Origin of the sequence: Paenibacillus sp. P2(2022), from assembly GCF_029522175.1 — a bacterium.
Lineage (GTDB): Bacteria > Bacillota > Bacilli > Paenibacillales > Paenibacillaceae > Paenibacillus > Paenibacillus polymyxa.
The window spans coordinates 305968-325004 of record NZ_JAKWFI010000003.1; the positions used below are offsets into that span (position 1 = coordinate 305968).

General features: G+C 43.9%; 20 protein-coding genes. 4 read left to right on the forward strand and 16 right to left on the reverse strand.

Annotated features, from left to right (window positions below; all coding sequences use genetic code 11):
- The first annotated feature begins 12 nt into the window (after nucleotides 1–12).
- Nucleotides 13–732 (forward strand): 3-ketoacyl-ACP reductase, encoded by a 720-nt coding sequence (locus MMB75_RS13145; RefSeq protein ID WP_016822765.1) that lies wholly within the window; start codon nucleotides 13–15, stop codon nucleotides 730–732.
- Nucleotides 733–917: 185 nt separating this feature from the next.
- The gene (locus MMB75_RS13150; protein WP_013373561.1) at nucleotides 918–1355 is read left to right on the forward strand and encodes an AbrB/MazE/SpoVT family DNA-binding domain-containing protein; all 438 of its coding nucleotides are present in this window, start codon (nucleotides 918–920) and stop codon (nucleotides 1353–1355) included.
- Between the two features lie 69 nt (nucleotides 1356–1424).
- Here the strand turns inward: MMB75_RS13150 and MMB75_RS13155 are convergent, their stop codons facing one another.
- On the reverse strand, nucleotides 1425–1883 hold the full coding sequence (locus MMB75_RS13155; protein ID WP_019688890.1) for a hypothetical protein: 459 nt from the start codon (nucleotides 1881–1883) through the stop codon (nucleotides 1425–1427).
- A gap of 121 nt (nucleotides 1884–2004) precedes the next feature.
- Between MMB75_RS13155 and MMB75_RS13160 the strand changes: the two genes are divergently transcribed.
- A complete protein-coding gene (locus MMB75_RS13160) occupies nucleotides 2005–2166 on the forward strand; it encodes a hypothetical protein (RefSeq protein ID WP_017428612.1) in 162 nt (53 codons plus the stop codon).
- 24 nt (nucleotides 2167–2190) lie between these two features.
- Here MMB75_RS13160 and MMB75_RS13165 read toward each other — a convergent pair whose 3' ends face one another.
- The 11 genes from MMB75_RS13165 to MMB75_RS13215 form a co-directional block, all read right to left on the reverse strand.
- Entirely contained in the window at nucleotides 2191–3354 is a 1164-nt protein-coding gene (locus MMB75_RS13165) for a nitric oxide synthase oxygenase (RefSeq protein ID WP_277507931.1), read from the reverse strand.
- 150 nt (nucleotides 3355–3504) lie between these two features.
- On the reverse strand, nucleotides 3505–3981 hold the full coding sequence (locus MMB75_RS13170) for a Dps family protein (RefSeq protein ID WP_017428614.1): 477 nt from the start codon (nucleotides 3979–3981) through the stop codon (nucleotides 3505–3507).
- A 354-nt stretch (nucleotides 3982–4335) separates the two neighbouring features.
- Nucleotides 4336–6057 carry an adenine deaminase C-terminal domain-containing protein gene (locus MMB75_RS13175; RefSeq protein ID WP_045244688.1) on the reverse strand — a complete coding sequence of 574 codons (1722 nt, stop codon included), beginning with the start codon at nucleotides 6055–6057 and terminating at the stop codon, nucleotides 4336–4338.
- Between the two features lie 28 nt (nucleotides 6058–6085).
- Nucleotides 6086–7144: an ABC transporter ATP-binding protein gene (locus tag MMB75_RS13180; protein WP_017428616.1), complete on the reverse strand. Its 1059-nt coding sequence runs from the start codon at nucleotides 7142–7144 to the stop codon at nucleotides 6086–6088.
- 16 nt (nucleotides 7145–7160) lie between these two features.
- Nucleotides 7161–7949, reverse strand: coding sequence for an ABC transporter permease (locus MMB75_RS13185; RefSeq protein ID WP_013312456.1), 789 nt, complete (start codon nucleotides 7947–7949; stop codon nucleotides 7161–7163).
- Between the two features lie 6 nt (nucleotides 7950–7955).
- Entirely contained in the window at nucleotides 7956–8777 is an 822-nt protein-coding gene (locus MMB75_RS13190; RefSeq protein ID WP_016822759.1) for an ABC transporter permease, read from the reverse strand.
- A gap of 27 nt (nucleotides 8778–8804) precedes the next feature.
- Nucleotides 8805–9734, reverse strand: coding sequence for a nucleoside hydrolase (locus MMB75_RS13195; RefSeq protein ID WP_277507932.1), 930 nt, complete (start codon nucleotides 9732–9734; stop codon nucleotides 8805–8807).
- Nucleotides 9734–10807, reverse strand: a complete 1074-nt coding sequence (locus MMB75_RS13200; protein WP_017428619.1) for an ABC transporter substrate-binding protein — start codon at nucleotides 10805–10807, stop codon at nucleotides 9734–9736. The genes MMB75_RS13195 and MMB75_RS13200 overlap by 1 nt, the downstream gene beginning before the upstream one ends.
- A gap of 174 nt (nucleotides 10808–10981) precedes the next feature.
- Complete coding sequence (locus MMB75_RS13205; protein ID WP_013373571.1) at nucleotides 10982–11326, reverse strand: hypothetical protein; 345 nt, start codon at nucleotides 11324–11326, stop codon at nucleotides 10982–10984.
- Nucleotides 11327–11815: 489 nt separating this feature from the next.
- Nucleotides 11816–12112 (reverse strand): WXG100 family type VII secretion target, encoded by a 297-nt coding sequence (locus tag MMB75_RS13210; protein ID WP_017428620.1) that lies wholly within the window; start codon nucleotides 12110–12112, stop codon nucleotides 11816–11818.
- Between the two features lie 39 nt (nucleotides 12113–12151).
- A complete protein-coding gene (locus MMB75_RS13215) occupies nucleotides 12152–13612 on the reverse strand; it encodes a lipase family protein (protein WP_038978173.1) in 1461 nt (486 codons plus the stop codon).
- Nucleotides 13613–13692: 80 nt separating this feature from the next.
- On the opposite strand from MMB75_RS13215, the gene MMB75_RS13220 reads away from it, so the two are divergent.
- On the forward strand, nucleotides 13693–14040 hold the full coding sequence (locus MMB75_RS13220) for a hypothetical protein (RefSeq protein ID WP_016822754.1): 348 nt from the start codon (nucleotides 13693–13695) through the stop codon (nucleotides 14038–14040).
- 252 nt (nucleotides 14041–14292) lie between these two features.
- On the opposite strand, the gene MMB75_RS13225 is transcribed toward MMB75_RS13220, so the two are convergent.
- The 4 genes from MMB75_RS13225 to MMB75_RS13240 are packed head-to-tail and all read right to left on the reverse strand — an operon-like array spanning nucleotide 14293 to nucleotide 19007.
- Complete coding sequence (locus tag MMB75_RS13225; RefSeq protein ID WP_016822753.1) at nucleotides 14293–14439, reverse strand: hypothetical protein; 147 nt, start codon at nucleotides 14437–14439, stop codon at nucleotides 14293–14295.
- A gap of 27 nt (nucleotides 14440–14466) precedes the next feature.
- Nucleotides 14467–15861 (reverse strand): hypothetical protein, encoded by a 1395-nt coding sequence (locus tag MMB75_RS13230; RefSeq protein WP_277507933.1) that lies wholly within the window; start codon nucleotides 15859–15861, stop codon nucleotides 14467–14469.
- A 21-nt stretch (nucleotides 15862–15882) separates the two neighbouring features.
- Nucleotides 15883–17910, reverse strand: coding sequence for a polysaccharide deacetylase family protein (locus MMB75_RS13235; protein WP_346842755.1), 2028 nt, complete (start codon nucleotides 17908–17910; stop codon nucleotides 15883–15885).
- 17 nt (nucleotides 17911–17927) lie between these two features.
- On the reverse strand, nucleotides 17928–19007 hold the full coding sequence (locus MMB75_RS13240; protein ID WP_277507935.1) for a hypothetical protein: 1080 nt from the start codon (nucleotides 19005–19007) through the stop codon (nucleotides 17928–17930).
- Nucleotides 19008–19037 lie beyond the last annotated feature (30 nt).

A 19037-nucleotide genomic window follows, 5' to 3' on the forward strand; every position in this document is an offset into this window, starting at 1 on the left:
GGAGGAGACTGGATGGAACTTAAAAACAAAACAGCCATTATTACAGGAGCCAGCAAAGGAATCGGCAAGGCAATTGCCGAGACCTTGGCCAAGGAAGGCGTTAATCTGGGGTTAATCTCACGCACATTGACCGACCTACAAAAGCTGCAGGATTCACTGGGGAGTACATACGGTGTGAAAGTGGTGAGTGCTGTTGCAGATATATCGGATCGTACACAGGCCGCTGCTGCTGTAGCTTCACTGGAGCATGAGCTGGGTGCCGTCGATATTTTGATCAACAATGCAGGCATCGCCACCTTCGGCACAGTCGCAGATATGGACCCCGAAGAGTGGGAACGTATTATTCGCGTAAACCTGATGGGAACCTATTATGTTACACACGCCGCTCTTCCAAGCATGCTGGCGCAACAGAGCGGAAATATTATTAACATTTCCTCCACAGCAGGGGAACGAGGTTTTGCAACAGGCTCGGCATATTGCGCATCCAAATTTGCTTTGATGGGCTTCACGGAAGCACTGATGCAGGAAGTTCGCAAATCCAATATTCGGGTAACCGCGCTGACTCCAAGCACGGTCAATACAGAATTGGCGGTAAATGCGGGATTGAATATTGGTGACGAGGACCGCATGCTTCAGCCGCAGGATTTGGCCGATCTGACATTAGCTGCATTGAAGCTGCCGCCACGGGTTCAATTAAAAGTAGCCGGCATTTGGACAACCAACCCACAGTAATTCGACATGACATCTTAGATTCATTGGCTGCACCAAGCTCCGGCAGACGTAATTGTTCGTCATGCCGGAGCTTTTTTTAGGATAGCTATACCAAAACAAACTGTAATATAAGCGCTTTGTACTTCCAGCATACATAACATACAATTCCAGCAACCATAAGCGCATTCCAAGAAAGGGGAAAAATGATGAAGAATACAGGAATGACACGACCACTAGACCATTTGGGACGCATTGTGCTACCCAAAGAACTGCGCACCTCTATGAATATTAATATTGGAGATGCTCTCGATTTTTTTATTACACCAGAGGGACTGATGATTCGCAAGTATACGGGGGTTTCTTGTTATTTTTGTGGTGCCGTTGATCATTTAAGCTATTTCAGAGATCATCTGATATGCAAGAGTTGTATTGAGAACCTGAAGAGCGATAATCCCTCCAGTCATTTGAGTGAAGCACGTCCTGTCCAGCCGAAGAAAAGAAGGAGCTACAGAAATCAGAATGAGCTCCTGAATAAACTTAAGCAGCTCATGGAGGAATACCCTAATGTCTCTCAAAAAGAATTAGCCGAAATGCTGGAATTGTCTCAAGGTCGCGTCTCACAGCTTAAAAAGCTGCTCCTTTGAATCTATCCGTTCACCTCGTTTGTTAAAAATAATAAAAAAAGAGCCTGTCGGCTCTGGAATCATTCATTATTACGCAATGTCAGACTGCTCCATAATCGGGACTCGATAGGCAAGCAGGGACTCGTCTATTACGGCAGAAATAAACGATGCTTCTATTTCAGGCACCAGTCTAAGCGCATAGTTCCATGCGTTTTCCTCAATTTGCAGCGCAAGCCGTTGCCGGGTCCCGATCATGTTCTCTTGCTCCATCGCATCGGAGAGACCCTCTAATTCAGTATCGGCGGCGTGCCCGATCTCATGCGCAAGCACAACCGTAAAATACTCCTCAACTCGATCCGCGCTGCCGAACATCTGTAAACATTGTGTTTCAATAACATCCGTATACATGGTAATGGCGTGAGCATGCATAGCATATTTGCCCCCAATTAGCCGTCCACCAGGAAAACGTTTCTCCAGCTTCACTGTTACGCCTATAGCAGCCCGTTCCAAAAGCTCAGCGACAATGCGCTCTGCCTGATTTCTCTCCAACTTAGCTTCGCTCCTCAAACCAAGATATATAAAGTTATATTTACGATATAACTTATGAAATTATGAATGTACTCATACAATACATAGTACGATATTATACCTTTTTACAAAGGAGAATACCATGCCAGAAGATTATTATTTAGGCTGGGGAACACTTGCCCTTATTAATGCCGGCTTGGCACAGTCCAAAAATCGGAGCAGACTTAACTGGTTTGCGCTCTCACTACTTATAGGGCCGATCGCGACCCTATTGATCGTTGTCGGGGATAAACCGGATTCCTGATCCAGCAATTAGTCTCCCGTTAGGTTAACCAGAATGAAAAGGACAACCTTGCGGCTTTTCCGGCAGCGCTACATCTGTTGTTGGTTTAGCCTGTCTCGTCATATACGGCTTTTCCTGAACTCCAAAATTCGGCTTCACAAGCCGATTATCGTAAGAACTATGAAAAATATGTGTGGTTGCTGGGGATAATGGTGGAATCAACCACGTCCAATTACCTGTCAGTGCGCGGCCAGCCTTGGCTTCCCGTTCCTCAAACAACTTAAATTGGGCCGCTGCGGTATGATGGTCAACAATGCTGACCCCCGCTTTTTTAAAAGAATGCAGCACAGCAATGTTCAACTCCACCAGCGCCCGATCACGCCATAGCGTTGTTTCACTCGTCGTATCCAGCCCCATCAGTTTTGCCACCTGTGGCAACATATTATAACGGAAGGTATCCGCAAAATTACGGGCACCGATCTCTGTCCCCATATACCAGCCGTTAAACGGAGCTGCTGTATAGATGATACCGCCAATCTCCAGTGTCATATCCGAAATCATAGGCACAGCATACCAGCGCAATCCCAGAGTGGCTATACAAGAGAGTTCTGGATGCTCAATAGGCACCTCCATCACCAAATGTTCAGGAATATCAAAGAACTTGGGAGGCTGACCCCCCGCTTCCACAACCAGCGGCAATACATCAAAAGCAGTCATCGCTCCTTGCCACCCCATATCCCTACAAGCATTGGTGAAATCCACCGAGATTGGATCCCCGATGACCCCTTGATCCGTTTCATATCCAGCGTAACGAATGAGTTGATGGTTCCAGATACGAATATTCGGCTGTCCCGGCTGGGAGGCGCGAAATACAGTAAGCGTTGGCTTAATTTTACCGCCGTTCGTTCCTATACGGATATGCTCCAATAGCTCGTGAACTACTTGCGTCGCATCTGACGCTCCACGTGCATCCCTGACCAATAGCTTGTCCCAAAACAATCGACCGATACAACGATTGCTATTCCGCCAAGCCATAAGTGCCCCGTGTTCCAGCTCTTCGTAAGTATGATCGTATGTTCCAGTAGTCTCTATGTCGTGACGAATATTAAGAAGCCGGGCTTCCGCATTATCGCGGCTTCGACCCAGCTCCTCATAACATGTATATATAAACTGCTCCGCTTCATGCAAAAGCTGTTGTTTCACTTCCATAACCTACACCCCATCCCGGCAGCTCACTTCCTTATGAGCCTGTGGTCTTCCATGCTTCTTTGTCATTATACTCCAGTAGCAGGCCGGAACCAACGGGATGTATATCTTGTTCACCTGATCTCCATATCCGTGGAAAACACTCCCAGAAACTTATCCCAGATATGCGCTAAGCATCCAGATATGTTTATCCATTTCTTCTCTCAAGCCATTCAGAAGATCCTCTGTCGCTTTGTCCTGTGCCGCTTCTGCTGCTTCCATACCATTAGCCAGTTCAACAGTAATCGTTTTAAAATCGGCTACAACGGACTTCACCATATCTTCAGCTGTCTGCTCGCCTGCGGACTCCTGAATAGCTGACAGTTGCAAATGCTCCTTCAAGGTCGCAGCAGGACGGCCGCCAATAGCCAACAAACGTTCAGCAATCGTATCTAGATTAGCTGTTGCTTCATTGTAAAGCTCCTCGAATTTAGCATGCAGTGTGAAGAATTTAGGTCCTTTTACATACCAGTGGAAATAATGCAGTTTTGTGTACAATACAGACCAAGTAGCCACGTGTCGGTTCAATGCCTTGTGCAGTTCTTGAATTGCCTCTTGTGTAGGTGCGTTCGTATGATTTAATGTACTCATTTGTAAAATCCCCTCTCGTTATGATTCATAGTATAGTTGAGTGATGCTTGATACTCGCTAGCAGTAGTGTCTGATTTTCTTCTAAATCCCATGCGTAAAGCTAAAAAATATTTAGCAATTAATTTAGACTTAATCTAAATCCTGTTTTAATTATAACACTATGTTAGTGTTTTTCAAGCACTTTATTAGAGTTTAATCATGAAGATTATGTGAAGTTGCCAATTGATTAATATTCATCAAGTACTCCCAACGCATCATAAATAGGTTACAACAATTAGCCTCTACAAGATGTTAATTTTGTCTGCTACATAATAAAAAGAGCCGACCCGCAATGGATCAGCTCTACTTTTATTCTTATATTTCAGAAGGTTCCACGATTAAGGATACAACTTTGCCTGCATTTACATCAATCAAGCCATGATCGGTAATTTTCAAAGCCGGGCTAACTGGCAAAGAATGAGTACTGAGCGACATGATTGGATTGTAATGGCGATAGCCCAGCGACAGTAAGGCTGAACGCAGTTCCTTCACATGGGCAGCAACCATTTCTAGCGGTCCTTCTGTTAAAATTCCGCCCACCGTTAACGGTAAATGGGACAGCACCTTGCCATTTTCAACTACGCAAAAGCCCCCTTGGCTGGATAGAACCGTATTCGCGGCCAATATCATATCTTGCTTGTTATGCCCCACGACCAACAAGTTATGGTTATCGTGCGAATAGGTGGTAGCCACCGCCCCACGTTTAATCGTATCTCCCCCGATTAAACCGTAAGCACGGTTGCCGTTCTTGCCATACCGCTCAAACGTAGCAATGAGTCCATGTTCACCATGTTCCCATACCAGTTCACCCTGCTCTACTTGTGCAGGTGCAATCCGTTCGCTTGTAAAAGTAGATCCATCCTTGACCATCATAATACGGCATGGATGTGCGCCATCAGCTACATCCAACTTTACAGTAAAGTCCTGCTCCGTAAGCGGATTGAGCTTCACACTTTGATAAAAGTGGGCGGGAAAGCAACTTTTTACCGGTGCCTGATGGTATTCCTCGAATTTATCGAATACCTTGAGTCCGTCCTTATAGACTTGCTCTACATCAAATTGCTCCAGATCCGATAGCAGCACGAAGTCGGCTATTTTCCCTGGCGCAATGGTCCCGCGGTCATGCATACGCATCCGGGCAGCAGGAGTATACGTCGCTGCATAAATCGCATCCTCAGGCTTCATTCCCATCCCGATCGCTTTACTTACGATGTGGTTCAGATGCCCTCGCTCTACGAAAGAGTCCGGCATCACATCATCCGTTACGAAGCAAAAATGTTGTGCCACGTCTTCCTGAATGAGATAGTCCATCACCTCAGGGGTCATGGATTTTTCCTGGATCTCAATAAACATCCCGGCGGCCATTCTGGCCTTCATACCCTCAATGCTTTGGTGGGTATGGTCTGAGCCTATTCCTGCATAGATCAACTGATGCAGATCCAGATCAAGCAACTGCGGCGTATGGCCTTCAATGATCAGCTCTGGGTAGTTTTCACGAACGTGGCGTAAGATGCGGTTCGTCTTGCTCTCCGGATCACGAATGACATCCACATAATTCATAATTTCACCCAGACAGATCATCTCACCTGTTTGCAACAAAGCATCAATTTCAGGGATGTCAATTTCACCCCCTGAGGTTTCCAAAGGCGTCGCTGGAACAGAGCTAGGAATCCCGTAAAACATATCAGCCACGCAATCTTTGCTGGCCTCCATCATTTCCTGAATGCCTTCCAGTCCGAAAACATTCGCCATTTCGTGCGGTTCTGGTACAATCGTCGTGACCCCATTGCGAATGAGTCCATAGGAAAAGGTTGCTGGTGTCACCATTGTGCTTTCGATATGCAGATGGATGTCGATTAGGCCGGGAATCATATATTTCCCGTGCCCCTCCACAATTTCAGCAGCCTCAAAAGACTCCAGACCGCGCTGACCGATATACATAAACTTGCCGTCAAGTATAGCCACATTGCCTTCCTCGAACGTCTTGTAGTAACTGTTATACACCTTAACTTGTAAAATCATTTTGTCTGCACGCATGATGTATCTCCTTCATCGAACCCGCTGATTATTGGACCAGCACCATTTTGTCTGCCGGAAAATGCAGGGTAACCCGTTGACCACTCAAGTAAGGCGTATCCATTTCCTGATTAGCCGTAAAGTTTCCTTTCGCTGTCTCTACCACATACTGATAGCTGCGTCCTAGGTACGTACTTACCTTAATGACACCGGGAAGCTCATTTTCTCCTGTCTCGTTGCCTTCAGTTCGAATGACCAAATCATCCGGGCGAATAGCGCCTTGGCGAGCACCCGGTTGGACTGTACCCTGATTACGCACTACGCTAAACGAAAGGTCGCCTGTATTCAGTCGAATACGTTCCCCTTCTTCAGTGCGCTCGTCAAAGCTTAGAAAATTATTAAACCCAATAAAGCGGGCGACAAATTCGGTCGTCGGATATTTAAAAATGGTCGATGGAGCATCTAATTGCTCGATGTTCCCCTTATTCATAATCGCAACCTGGTCAGAAATCGAAAAACATTCCTCCTGATCGTGCGATACATATACGGTAGTGATGCCCAGTTCCTGTTGAATACGGCGGATTTCTACGCGCATATTCACACGCAGGTTAGCATCTAAGTTACTCAGAGGTTCATCAAACAACAGCAGATCGGGTTCAATTACAAGCGCTCGTGCAATCGCCACACGTTGACGCTGCCCGCCTGATAATTCGCCAGGGAAACGTTTTTCGAATCCCCCCAAGCTAACCGTATCCAGCATAGTCATAACACGTCGTTTTACATCATCTTCTTTTACTTTACGCAAGCGTAAACCAAAGGCTACATTATCAAAAACTGACAAATGCGGGAAAAGCGCATAACTTTGAAATACAAAACCGAAGTTCCGTTTATTCACTGGAACCCGGGTATAATCCTTATCACCAAACAAAAATGTTCCTTGTTTAGCCTCGAGAAATCCTGCAATAAGACGAAGTGTAGTCGTTTTGCCACAACCACTCGGTCCGAGCAACGAGAGCAATTGCCCCCGTTCGAGCTGCAAATCGAAATCCTGCAAGATCAGTTGGTTGTCATAAGCGACCGAGACGCGATCCAGAGTAAGCAGTGCCATAAGGTTGAAGCCTCCATTACCTTTTAGTGAAGTAAGACAATCCCATCAGTCGTTCAATCAAGAACATCAGGATACCCGTTAAAATCATCAGCATAACCGAGATCGCTGCAATCGTCGGGTCAAAGTAATTCTCGACGTAAGTCAGCATTTGAATAGGCAGGGTGCTGAAGCCCGGTCCTGTCATGAAGACGGAAATGTCGACATTGTTGAATGATTCCAGAAAGGCAATCAGGATAGCCGCAATAATACCTGAGCGGATGTTGGGTAGAACCACCTTGAAAAAGGTTTCCAGCCGTCCAGCTCCCAAACTAAGCGCTGCTTCCTCAATCGCAAAATCAAAGTTAGACAAACTGGATGCAATGACTCTAATGATGAACGGCAGCATAATCACCGTATGTCCGATCAAAAGTCCAGCGTATACCGGTAAATGGTACACAATGATCAAATAACGCAGCAATGTAAAACCAAGCACAATACCTGGTATAAGCAGCGGGGAAAGGAACAAGGCATTCAGCGCATCCTTCCCGCGAAAGGAAAACCGACTAAGTGCATAAGCGGCTGGCATACCGATTAACAACGCCAAGATATTGCCCAGCAGAGAGACGACAATCGACGTTTTGAATGTGGACATAAACAAATCCACTTCAAAAATATTTTCATACCAGCGCAAGGAAAAGCCCTGCGGAGGAAATTTTAATACCGTGCCCGGCTCGAAAGAAGTGACCGATATGATCAACAGCGGACCGAGCAGAAAGATGAAGACCAGCAGGCTAAAGAAGCCTAGTCCGTAATGTTTCTCCCGCATATCCACCTACCCCTTCGGATTGAGTTTATGGGCCGCCTTATTTAAGAGACCGACCACGATAAATGTAATAGCAATCATAATTGTCGCGATAACAGAAGCTAAAAACCAGTCGTTAAGCGTCATCGCATTTTGATACAAAAATGTAGCGATAACCCGCTGTTTTCCTCCCAGCAGTGCTGGGGTCGTATAAGCTGTCAGGCTGCCTACGAAAACAAGAATGCTTCCAATGATCAGACCCGGAACAGACAGCGGGAATACAATTTTACGAAATGCGCTGAATCTGGAAGCTCCAAGACTCTGCGCAGCATGGACAAGGTCACCGTCGATATTTTCAAGCACACCAATCAGTGAAATGATCATCAGCGGTAAAAACAAATGGACCAGACCAATAATCATCGCTGCCGGGGTGTACAAAATATTCAGCGGTTCATCCACGAGTCCTAAACTGATGAGCACGTTATTGAGTAATCCCTTGCGACCCAAAATGACCATCCAGCTGAATGACCGCACCACCGGACTCGTCAACAAGGGAAAGATAGCCAGCGCCAGCAAAATTCCTTTACGACGCGGGGCCTTTTGTGAAATATAATAAGCTGTCGGAAAACCGAGCAATACGCATACGAGGGTCGTTACGACACTGACCTCCAGCGTAGTCAGCAATATTTTCAGAAAATAAGGGTCCTTGAAGAAATGGAGATAGCCTTCTAGGGTGAATGAGCTGTTCTGTACAAAGGTCGAACCGATCGTCAACACAATCGGGATGACCATGAACACCGCCAGAAAGAGCAAACCTGGCAGCAGCAGCCAATACAAGTATGTTTTCTTCATGGGTAGCTCCTTGCGGTTATCAAAATGTTATTCCTTGTTCAGCACCTGGATAAACAGTTCCAGAAAAGCTTCGCTGTCCACCTGTTCGCACACAGTCATATTGGGACTATGATTGAGGCGGTTCTGCACATCGCCTACCGTTTGTCCGTCACATATGCGACTGGAGGTTTCCACGTCGACATATAACAGCGAGGTATCAACTAACCTCGAATTTAATGCCACACCTACGGCAAGCGGGTCATGAAGTGCACACGCTTTTACGCCGTTGCGTTCTTCATAACGCTTGGTATACACAGCCGTGCTTTCAGCTACATAATTACGAATCTCCGGACGGGTCAGACGAGCAATATGATCGGCAGTCAGCAGCGCCTTCCGTGTTACATCCAGCCCCACTTGTATCAATCGACCAAATCCTGCGTGAAATACGATCCGTGCGGCTTCAGGATCAGCGTACATGTTATACTCCGCTACAGGTGTGATATTGCCGCATCCGTGAATAACGCCGCCCATAAAAATGACCTCATGGACGTGATCCGTCAGATCGGGACACTTCAGCAGCGCCAACGCCAGATTGGTGAGCGGTCCGGTGCAAACCAGCGTTACTTCCCCCGAGTGAGCCATCACAGTCTCAATGATGATATCCGGTGCGAAACCTTCGGATGCAGAGATGGCTGGGACTATTCCACTCAATGCGCCTCCGATGCCGTCTTCTCCATGAACACGGTGCTCGTGCAGGCCTTTGCGTATTAATGGAGCCTCTGCCCCCCGATAGACCGGAATATCCGGTCTATCCAGCAGGTTGAGGATTTTGCATGTATTCAGTGTTGCTTGCTTAAGTGAAACATTACCGCATACTGTAGTAATCGCTTGGATATCCAGCTGACCACTTTTGGCCGCAAGTAAAATACCCAACGCATCATCAATGCCTGTATCTACATCTAATATGATCTTTTTCATTATTGTGCAACTTCCCGGTTCCAGCGATCTGTCCATGCCTTGATATGATCGTTAACGAATTTCATATCCAGCTTGGTCAGCTTATTCACTACATCTGCACCGTACGTAATTCCCTCTGTATCCGCACCAGACAGTACCACCTGTGTATTCACCGGAGAATCAACCTTTGCTTTGGCGGATTTTTCTTGAACTTCCTTGCTCAGCTGCCAGTTGATGAACTCCTCAGCCAGTTCCTTCTGATCAGACCCTTTTACTACATTAACTGTGTTCATTACTGCGTAGGCACCCTCGTTAGGAGCCACGAATTTCGCCCCTGGCACAGCTGCCTGCAAATCTTTGAAGTACATTTCCATAATCGGACCGCCCGCAATTTCCTGCTGGCTAAACATGTTTACGAACTCAGACGTTTTACTATAAAACTTAACAATATTCGGACTCAGCTCTTTCAGTTTCCCAAAGGCTTGGTCTTCATTAAATTCCTTGCTACCCGCTACCTTGGAGGCCGCATCCACCATCATCGGCCCAGCCGTTGCCGTAATATTCGGCAGAGTCACGTTTCCTTTGAATTCAGTGCCCCACAGATCAGCCCAGGAGGTCACATCTTTTTTCACCAGCTCCGGATTATAGGCAATACCGAGGCGTCCAACTGTATAAGCAGGTCCATATTCCTCACCCAGCGGTGCTTTGGCAATATCATAAATTTGGTTCAAATTCGGCACTTTACTGCGATCCAACTTCTCGAATAGCCCTTGTTGAATCCCCTGTTGGGCATAATAATCAGACAGATAAATCAGATCGACATCCGTGCTGCCTTGACTGATTTTGTTCAATCGCTCCGCATTATTTCCGATTTCTACAACAATATCAACGTTATGCTCCTTTTCAAAAGGCGCGTACACTTCTTTATTAAAAAAGTCCTCGGAGAAGCCCCATGTGGAAATAACTAGTTTCTTTTTCCCATCAGCTGAGCCATCTTTTCCATCTGCCTGACCACCAGTAGCATTGCTGCCGCAACCTGCCAGTACCACAGATGCCAAGGTCACAGCCATAAATCCTTTAAACCACTTTTTCATATGAAACTCCCCCTGTTTTTTATTCTGCACACCTTATGACACAAAAAAGAAAAGTACTCTTGTAAAACAAGAATACTTTTCTTCGTAAACAAAGAATAAGTTGATCCCGCTGCGCGTTATAACAGGTTCTCCCCTCAGATAGATCCGAAGCGAAAAGCCGAATATCCAATTTTATTAGGATTCTTTCAGTATGATGTTCGTAATGGCCCACTGCGTTGCTGAATCATAATCGCGCAGTAAAGCTTCTATATCGAGCTCCATATCCTCAATCAGCTTCTCGCGAAGTCTCTTCTTGTACAGCATGGACATTCGGAAATCCACTTCCAGCTTCAAGCCGGGGGCTTCCACTTCCAATGCCGCCGAGCGTGGAGAACGCCGGTGCTTCGCTACAAAGGTAACAATGTTGTTCTCAACGGTGGCCCGCAACAGCGTGGTCCCGAAGCCGAACAGTTCCTTTGAAACTTCATTGTAAATCTGGCACATCCGCTTCTTGCTTTCGTTACTGTCGAGCAGCGTCATGAACCCACCCTCATCAGCATATTACGTACAATCAATCTTTCAACACGATAGATTATACATAAATATACGATAAATAGCAAACTAAAATCCCTGATTCAATAGTATACATCGCGAAAAAGCGAACAATATGTCGAACTTTGTAGCTTTAGAACATTTTTTACACTTACCGACTTCAAAAATCTCGGTTTAGATCCATCCTACCAAAGGGCTGATAACAACGAAAGGAAATAAGTAGCTATTTCCATTGATCAGATGAAACTTACAACTGTAGCCCATACAACAATGCTCCAAAATAGCAGCAACTTCAAGCTACAGACTCCAAAGATGCTATTTTCGCATTTCGGGAGATATTTTTTCTTCTACTATATATGTAGTTTTTATGTACACACCATTAAACCGTACCCCGCAGAAGTCCCCTAGCGATAGTACGGTTCTTTTAAGTTATGTAGCTGGCACAACAACATAAAGTTAGCTATGATATACGCCTAATCACCATTGTGCTGCTCGTTTGCGCTTTTCTTCCCGCCGATCAGCTTCTTCCATTTTGCGAATATAACGTTTCAACTGCTCTTTATGCTCATCCAACTCGTGTATCCGTAATGTGGTTCCTTGGAGGAACGCCTCCATTTTGCGTGTTAATTCAGCAGCTGATTCACCCCGCCAGTCTTGCAAACGACTATATATAGTTTTCATCTGTTGCTCCTGATGCTGAAGTCTTTGCTTTAGCTGCTCGCACTGCTGTACAGCCCTCCGCAGATCCCCCAGGCTCAAAGATATTCTGCTCAACTCTTTCGCCTCCCGTTGTGTTCTTCCAGCTGCTCTTTCTTATTGATCCACCATCGTAAATTCCTGACCCTTGCGATCGATGTACTCTGCTATCTCTGTAATCGATTCCTGATACCAGCGATTAATTCGATCCAGTGTCGCCGTAGCACTATGCGCAAGCGGGGTCAAAGACTGACTTTCACTTGTTCCGATATGAGCCTGAAATAACTGAATGGACGCACGGGTATCACTAGAAAATCCATGCAAGCTAGAGCGCATCTGATTAGCCGCATGCTTTAGCTCTTCAGGTGTTAATTGAATTGTACCCCCATTTTTGTTGCCTACAAAATAAGCTCCACCATTAGCGCGGCCATTTTGTTGGCCTGCTCCCATCAAATTCACACCTAGGGCATTAGCAGCAAACTGACCGAAGGCACCCAGTTGTCCACCGTAGCGTTCGACCAAATCGCCCATGACTTGCTTGAGCTCTGCCTGCGCAGCCAGCATTTGCTCGTACGCTTGGACCCGCGGATTTCCTTCTACCAATTGTCCATCCATGGTGTACAGCGGATTGCTAATATTGCCATTTTCATCAAATGTGAAATGATCCATGCTATGCGTTGCTTCACCCAATACCGAATTATAGAACTTGGTAATTGCATCTTGCTGCATCATGGGCAACGTAATTGGGACATAAACAATGGGAGTCCATTTGGGTCCCAAAAAAAAGTTGGCCCATTTATTTTCTCTTTCGACTGGTAATGAAACAGGAACAGTGATTTTGGCTGCATTAGCTGTCTTATAATCATTGTCTATAAAGTAGGTTGCACCCACATGTGGCTGTGCATCATTAACTCCCGAACCAATAGTATCTTTCGGGTTGACATAAGCGACATTCGTCTTTCGAAAATCGCCATTTTCTACCTTCTTTTGAAGATCATCCGGTAATAGATGTACAATGCTTGGTGGATTATAACTGACGGATGTCAGTCCATTCCGCACCGCCACATATTCTGCCTCCGCTCCTCCTAAAGAATGGCCTGTGGTCGTTATCTCAGCAGAAGGATACTCTTTTTTTACAACATCATATAGATTTTGAGCTTGTGTAAATTGATTATTCTGATACTTTTCCTCATATTGAAGAAATGCAGTTTGCACTTGTGGTGGGAGTTTAGCCACCTCTTCCTTATTATTTTCATAATAATGATGGACTTCTTCCAACGTTTTTGCGCGTCCTCCGACGACATCGCTGATGTCCGTCCCCCAGTCCATCGCCACGCTCCACTTGGGCCGATCTGGAGGTTCTGTCCCCCTATAACCGATGATAACCTGATTGGTTTTTTCGTTATGGAATACCGTCGCATCGAATCCAGAACCGTTTGTGTCATGCAGCATAGCACCTTCAGGTTCAACAATCTTCCAGTCAGGAAGAATTCTGCTTTTAGCATCTTTAGCAGTCAAATCCCGGTCATACACTCTATCTGCAATGGTCCAATATGTTTTGTCGTTAATGTAGGTCAAGTTATTCCCACCTTGTCTATTGTGTAAATATATTATAGAGTTATGAAAAAAGGTGATTACCAGAAAAGGAGAATTGTAACTTGAACAGAAAAATCCAACTGATTCTGGCACTTATTTTAATTATTATGTATTTAGGAGGTTGTTCCAGCTTGTCCGACAAAGAGAAAAAAGAATTAGTAGACGTCGCCACTCCGATCGGCGTGGAATTTATTAAAGAACACTATAATGCTGATTTCATACTAAAAGATTATGTTGTGGACGATCCGGCTATCCACTCAAGAATATATCTGTATGGGTACATTAAAGGTCACGAAGACAGCAAAATTACTATTTATTACAGTTATAAAACCAAAGAAGTAATCGACGTCTCTGGGCCAGATTGGTTTATCGACAGCGAAGTTCCCAAATACAAGACCCCTTCTTCCTGAGAAAGGGCTATTATAAATGTTAACGTCTAATTTTTCCCAAATTAAGAAGTAGTATAATTATAGTGCATCCTATTTACGAGTGATATAGTCGAGAGGAAAAATAAGTATAAAGTCATTGGATTCAGTATTTCTGGTCATAGTACATAGTTTATGCGGAATAGGTCTTTGTAACTGTATGTTAGGTGAAAGTTGCACAGATGAACATAGAAATAAGGCTCCTAAGGAGCCTTATTTACTCGTTGCCTGACTTATTTAACGTTTTTCACTTTGAGCGAGAGGCTGATTTATATAAATAAAAGGATATTCGCCTTTGCTTATTTTACGTTTCCATTCTTGAACCATATCTTCCTGGGTCGGCGTTTTCTCATTCACGATTGCTCCTGTAGTTACTTTAGCCATGCTTTTCCCCTCCCTTGGTGGTTTTATTTACTGCGTCTTTATCTTTTCTCCAGTCATTTTGATGTTTCCGTCCATTTCGACCAAACTCGTTTTACATTTTAAACCGATGGCATCTTTGGCTGTGACTTGTATGGTGTTACCCGCATTGAGTACTAGGTTTCCATCAGCCTTAACACGGATGTCCTTTTTACTCCGCAATTCGATGCCATGGTCATCTAGCAGTCGAATCACTACTTCATCGTCGTTCCCCGTGATTAAAATTTCATTTTTCTCAAATATAATGGCTTTGCGGTACTTGGTCATAAAGATCTTCGTGGACGGGTCCTTAATAAAGTCGCCCCCTTTGGATCTCTTGCGGATTGAATGAGTTACAATGGCGTCCTTTTCTTTAGCGGTCGGAAAGTAAATATCTACAAAGTCAAACAACTCCGGCATACAGTACCATCCTGTATTTCCTTCCGATGTATAAAATGTAGCCGTTGGAAAAGCGTAGGTTTCCTTTACGTTCGGCTTGACCTTGTCCATTTCGTAAAAGAAAACCTTCACATGATCCTGCTCGATTCCAATGACCTTGGACTTCAACGAGATGCCACGAATGCTCTCATTTACAATCAAATCCTGCTTCATTCCATCCGCTGTAGTCAGCACATACTCATGCCACAAAGCACTATGACGTATAAACGCCACAGACTGCAGGACGTATAAAGTTTTCCCTTTAAATTTAACCTCAGCCCCAATTTGCAGTAGGACATGTTTGGCTCCTGTCGTTTGCACTTTATAATACAAAAGGTTATCGTCCTTGCCGGAACCTGGTTTGGTTTTTCTGGTCAAGGAGTAGTTATACTGTTTGAGCTCCCCTTGATTCACACCATCCGGTAATCCAAAATAAAACTGAGGTTTTTCTCCAATCGGATCAGGTATCAGTCCCCAACCGAGTCGAGACGCTATACGCTTCAAAAACGACCAGTCTGTTTCATCGAATTGCATCGTAAATTCCTGTAAAAGCTGATCTTTTAAGCGGCTCGTACAATTGGCTTTGGGATAGGATTTGAGCACATGTTCGAGCAATACTTGTAGCTTCATCTTTACATTTTGAAAAGTTTGTCTATGAAGCACTTCATCCAGCTGGCTTGTATAGGATAGAGCTTCGACGACCAAATGGGCTACATTGGACACCAACTTGATTCTAAACTGCGCGACTAATCCTCGAAATAATACAATCTGTTTATGATCATCATTCACATAAGATACAACTAACTTCGCCCCTGCTTCCATATGATCTGTATATTCTTCCATTTGGGCACCCGTTAACACACCTGTCAAAAAGACTTTCACATGCTCATTCATTTTCTGTACAACTTTAACTTTCGGGTTTTTAAGAGATAAAACCGTCCCGTTATACTTGATGATTGGATATCCCATGTTACCGCTCCCTTTTGTCGGTTAATTTACGTTTATCCGTTGTTTGCTTACATATTGAACGACATCTTGAATGGTTTGATTATGTCCCTGATCGTTAAGAGTCTCATCTAATGCAGGGATCGTGGTAAAAGTTTTATTTTTTTTCTGAAAATAAATATCCGCTATAGGGAATTCATCAACTCTACCAGGCCCATGAATCCCGTTGTCAACATCGGCAATGATGATAACATCCTTCAATCCATCCTTATTCACATCCTTGAAGGCCACTGCTTCTACTCCTCCGTAACGTGCAACCCACTCACGGTTCCCGTAGAAATTGGGGAATGAATATAGAATATGTCCTTGGTCATCCAGTAGGAAGAAAAAGAATTTACGAAAACCTTCTGGATACCCATATGTGGATACAAAACGTACTTTTCCAAAGCCTTCAAGAGTAGTTTGAAAAGACTGCGACTCTTCAATTTCATATTGGTCGGTATCCAATTTTTCACCGCCAACTGTGGAAACAGACTGATCCTCAACAGAACTTAGCTCACTCCATAGTTCCTCATTCTGCCTGATATTCTCTGGAATTTGTGCAAAATGAATTTCATACTCCGCATGGTCCCCTACTACATGAGCCATAGGCACACTCATCCCCAACGAATCATTTGTGAGATAACTAAACGATTCCATTTCTACTTCCGCAAGCGAACCTTTGGTTACATCTGCGTTGGCTAACAATTGCATCAAATCATCTTTTGTGAAATCACCGATTAATCCTTGTTGCTCCGGCTGAACAGCTGTAATCTTCCCGCTTTTTATAAGCTCAATAAAAGGTTTCTCGACCTTTACCAGATCCCTCAATCTTATTCTTGAAGCCTGCTTCATATCCAGGTTCGTCGTATAAAACATATGAGTAGGATAGGCTGCGTCCTTCACATAACGAATACCCTTATATTGAACGCTCAAGAATCGTTCACTTTGTCGTTTGATCTCATAATCAATTTCGACATGAACTCCAGAATTGGAATCCGCATAGTCGTGTAATCCTCCTAAAGCTTCGGTCTTAAGAATTTGGTTTAAAGATTTTTGCTTTGCAATATCCTTGAGTTTTGTAATTTGAGGGTATTTAATCACGATCCCATTTTTGGAATACTTCTCTCGAGTGAGCTCATAGCTTTGCGGTTCACCATGGGTATTCGAGGCGATGCTATATTCGGAATCAATACGGACTTCTCCACTTTTGGAGAACTCAATGATAAGGTTTTGTTCAGAATCATCACTGTTTATTAAGAAACCATCGCCGTGGTCTAAAACCTCGATACTCATGCTATCATGTTGTCGATTCTCGATAATAATAGGCCCATTCATATCCTTGTTCAGTTCCCACGCATCGGGGAGCTTCATCTTACCTACATCTATACTTTTCTGCATCCACTTTTGTCCAGACAACTCCCACAAATCAACAAATACGGGGTCTGGATGATATATGGAAACATGTCCCCCTAAACACAACTGTATTCCTTGGTCTGAATCTCGAACCACAAAGTCTGTAGTCAATTCTGGCCCGCCATCCTCAATCATCTGGGCGTGTACAAGTTGCTTCGAACTCCACCACTGAATAGATGTGTATTTATCTCCGATCGTACCTGTCAGCGTTTTAGGTGCTCTATAATTCACAATTCTAACGTTTAGCTGCCCACTTTTTAAATGAAACGATTTTGTTAAGATAGTGAAATTGTTATCGAACTTTTCTACTAATTCTCCATCCTTCATCTCTACACTTTCTGGCTCGTTTAACAACAAATTAAGTTCCTGTGTGAACTCCTCAAGCTTGTTTTGTCTGATATCAGAATCCTTATTCTCATCGTTGACTATACGAAGTTTTTGAACTAACGCATCCAACATTTTTGAATAAGAAATCGTTTTAACGTCATTTTTGAGAGAAAGTGTATGATTTGTTTCTGTTGCTGGAGGATCCTGTCCCTTCATGCATCCATTCAGCACTACACAGGAAATGAGTAATAACAGCACGTAACAAATTCGCACATACTTCAAGTAACTCATGCTGGAGATCACGCTTTCTACAATTTATCGTTCATCTCTATACTCATAATCTTCCACTTGCCTGACTGCTTTTCTAACGTAAATACAAGTCCTTGGTTTGATTCCTCTTCTTCTGAGCTACTCTTTACCAAAAACACCCGCTGATTAGCCTCATAAGCAATCTCTTTTACATTCAAGTCTAATCCTGTATAGTCCATAGCGGAAAAATCTATGATACTTTCAAAATTATTTTTTGGACTTGCTGACAAAGCAGTAAATTCCGCCATTTCAGGCAAGTGTATAAAGAAGCGATTCCTAAGATAATGATCCTCCAAATAATTTTGAATAATGTCTTTGGGATCCGTGGGATATACAAATTTTTTATTCTTATTTTCATATAGTACTTTTGTTTTTTCGGGTCCGGTACTGTCGAATTTTTGACAAGTTATTATTGTATGTTTCTGAGTATCCTGAAAACGGTAGTAACTCACATCCTCAAAAACACCATCTTTATTAATGTCCTCTAGCTTCCTGCTCCCTTGCCCTGTTGCTTCTGGATAATTGTAATTCAGGTTGCTAATTCGGTTATGGTCTACAGTAAATATAGAGAAGCCTTCTGCCTCATTCACTTCGCTAGTTGAATATACAACTATAAATTTTTGTTCTGTTTGATCTAATTTCATAATTTTCATGTCTGTATTAAGATGTGCAACCATAACTGGGTCCTCTAATTTACCAATGATGTGATAGCCAGCATCCTCCCGGACTACAAATATGTTGTCAATCCCCCCTTTTTCTAATCCAAAAGCAAGCACATATTCCGGCTTTCCATCAAGGTCCAAATCTTCTTTAAATATTCTCTGAAGCTGCTCATTTGAGGGTTGGACTTTCTTTATAAACTGATCTAATGTGTTAGAATCTGCGACGTAATTTCCATTTCTTTTATTAATCGGATTCGCAACATTACTATTTCGATCTTGTTTTTGAGCAGCAGACTCTGGCTCAGTCACGGCTTTTTGCTCTATCACTTGAGTGCTAGGATTGGTGGGGTCAACTGCCTGCTGCTTCTCATTCGTAGGTTCTACTGAACATCCATTCAAAAACAGACTAGTTAACAATATTAACAATAGTATTCTATTTATAAAGTT

What these genes read in the sequence shown, in the direction of transcription:
- MMB75_RS13145 (WP_016822765.1), top strand. Translation starts at nt 13, where the DNA reads ATGGAACTTAAAAACAAAACAGCCATTATTACAGGAGCCAGCAAAGGA.
- MMB75_RS13150 (WP_013373561.1), top strand. Translation starts at nt 918, where the DNA reads ATGAAGAATACAGGAATGACACGACCACTAGACCATTTGGGACGCATT.
- MMB75_RS13160 (WP_017428612.1), top strand. Translation starts at nt 2,005, where the DNA reads ATGCCAGAAGATTATTATTTAGGCTGGGGAACACTTGCCCTTATTAAT.
- MMB75_RS13165 (WP_277507931.1), bottom strand. Translation starts at nt 3,354, where the DNA reads ATGGAAGTGAAACAACAGCTTTTGCATGAAGCGGAGCAGTTTATATAT.
- MMB75_RS13170 (WP_017428614.1), bottom strand. Translation starts at nt 3,981, where the DNA reads ATGAGTACATTAAATCATACGAACGCACCTACACAAGAGGCAATTCAA.
- MMB75_RS13175 (WP_045244688.1), bottom strand. Translation starts at nt 6,057, where the DNA reads ATGCGTGCAGACAAAATGATTTTACAAGTTAAGGTGTATAACAGTTAC.
- MMB75_RS13180 (WP_017428616.1), bottom strand. Translation starts at nt 7,144, where the DNA reads ATGGCACTGCTTACTCTGGATCGCGTCTCGGTCGCTTATGACAACCAA.
- MMB75_RS13185 (WP_013312456.1), bottom strand. Translation starts at nt 7,949, where the DNA reads ATGCGGGAGAAACATTACGGACTAGGCTTCTTTAGCCTGCTGGTCTTC.
- MMB75_RS13190 (WP_016822759.1), bottom strand. Translation starts at nt 8,777, where the DNA reads ATGAAGAAAACATACTTGTATTGGCTGCTGCTGCCAGGTTTGCTCTTT.
- MMB75_RS13195 (WP_277507932.1), bottom strand. Translation starts at nt 9,734, where the DNA reads ATGAAAAAGATCATATTAGATGTAGATACAGGCATTGATGATGCGTTG.
- MMB75_RS13200 (WP_017428619.1), bottom strand. Translation starts at nt 10,807, where the DNA reads ATGAAAAAGTGGTTTAAAGGATTTATGGCTGTGACCTTGGCATCTGTG.
- MMB75_RS13205 (WP_013373571.1), bottom strand. Translation starts at nt 11,326, where the DNA reads ATGACGCTGCTCGACAGTAACGAAAGCAAGAAGCGGATGTGCCAGATT.
- MMB75_RS13225 (WP_016822753.1), bottom strand. Translation starts at nt 14,439, where the DNA reads ATGGCTAAAGTAACTACAGGAGCAATCGTGAATGAGAAAACGCCGACC.
- MMB75_RS13230 (WP_277507933.1), bottom strand. Translation starts at nt 15,861, where the DNA reads ATGGGATATCCAATCATCAAGTATAACGGGACGGTTTTATCTCTTAAA.
- MMB75_RS13235 (WP_346842755.1), bottom strand. Translation starts at nt 17,910, where the DNA reads ATGAGTTACTTGAAGTATGTGCGAATTTGTTACGTGCTGTTATTACTC.